A 1438-nucleotide genomic window follows, 5' to 3' on the forward strand; every position below is an offset into this window, starting at 1 on the left:
GGTTAGCGAAAAATTTGTCAAAGAATAAATATTTCTCAAGATAAAAGGAAACGCAATTGATGAAAAAACAACTACTCGTATTAGGATTTTTAGGCTATGCCCTTGGCATTAATGCCCAATGCTTTAGCAGTATCAGTTCAGGAGATTATTTTAATTTAGGCCTTAAACCCAACGGCACCCTATGGGGCTGGGGTTCTTCTAACTTTGGGCAGATGGGTAACGGCAGCGAGGCTGATTTTTATATCCCTACCCAAATTAGTCCTGCCATCGATTGGCAAAAAGTAGTTTGCGGGCCTTATAATACTTTTGTCATTAAAACCAATGGCACTATATGGTGTTCCGGTAATAATTCTACCGGGCAATTGGGTATAGGAAGCACCATAAACTATATAAATACTTTTGCTCAGGTTGGTACAGATAACAATTGGACGCAAGTATCTGCCAGTAATGGGTTTACCATCGCTCTTAAGTCCAACGGAACCCTATGGGGCTGGGGACAAAATGACAGTTATCAGATGGGTGATGGCACTTGTTGCAGTAACCGCTTGTCTCCGGGACAAATTGGTACCGATACCGATTGGGTACTCATTCAAACTGCCGGAATTGTTCGTACCGCTTTAGCCTTAAAAAGCAATGGGACCTTATGGGGCTGGGGTGGTAATAGTACCGGATTGGTCGGCCCTTCGAATGTAGGCTCACGACAATACCCCACCCAGCTGCGCCCGGAAACCGATTGGGCCACCATCAGTGTGGGTAACGCACATGCCTTGGCTTTGAAAACCAATGGAACCTTGTGGGGTTGGGGTGCCGGGAATTACGGACAAGCCGGAGATACCTTTCCTACCATTTATTTTAGAGATACCCCGGTGCAAGTAGGGACCAATACCAACTGGGTGTATATTGGTACCGGACACAGCACCTCTTATGGAATACAGAGTGACGGCACCCTGTGGGGCTGGGGGCGTAATGATACCGGACAAGTGGGTGACGGTACCACCACGAACAGAACCCAACCCGTGCAAATAGGTACCGATACCGACTGGGTAAGGGTAACCGGAGGAGTTAATCACGGTATAGCTCAAAAGGCCAATGGTGCTATTTATACCTGGGGGTCGAATGACTTTGGCCAACTGGGTAATGGCGGAACGACAGCCGTGAGTGAGCCTACCGCTATCACCGTGCCGGGGTGTACCCTAAGCAATGAAGACTTTGAGAGCGTAAAACTGATGATCGCTCCCAACCCGGTGCAAGAGGTATTGCAGTTTTCGTATCGGGGCAGTGAAATGGTCAATGGGGTGACAATATATGATATGACCGGCAAAGTAGTGTATCGCAGTAACCCGGTAGCGGGTAGCCGGTTGCAGGCTGCCCTTCCTCTAGTCTTACCTAAAGGGATGTATCTTTTGGTATTGCATGCTCATGGCAAGGTGGTGGTTAG

1 protein-coding gene is annotated in these 1438 nt (G+C 47.9%); it reads left to right on the forward strand.

Features of this window, described 5'->3' with window-relative positions:
• Positions 1–59 precede the first annotated feature (59 nt).
• Positions 60–1438, forward strand: a 1379-nt coding sequence (locus QHT84_RS14110; protein WP_283240216.1) for a T9SS type A sorting domain-containing protein, incomplete at its 3' end; no start/stop codon positions are given.

Source organism: Flavobacterium sedimenticola, assembly GCF_030053345.1.
Taxonomy (GTDB): Bacteria; Bacteroidota; Bacteroidia; order Flavobacteriales; family Flavobacteriaceae; genus Flavobacterium; species Flavobacterium sedimenticola.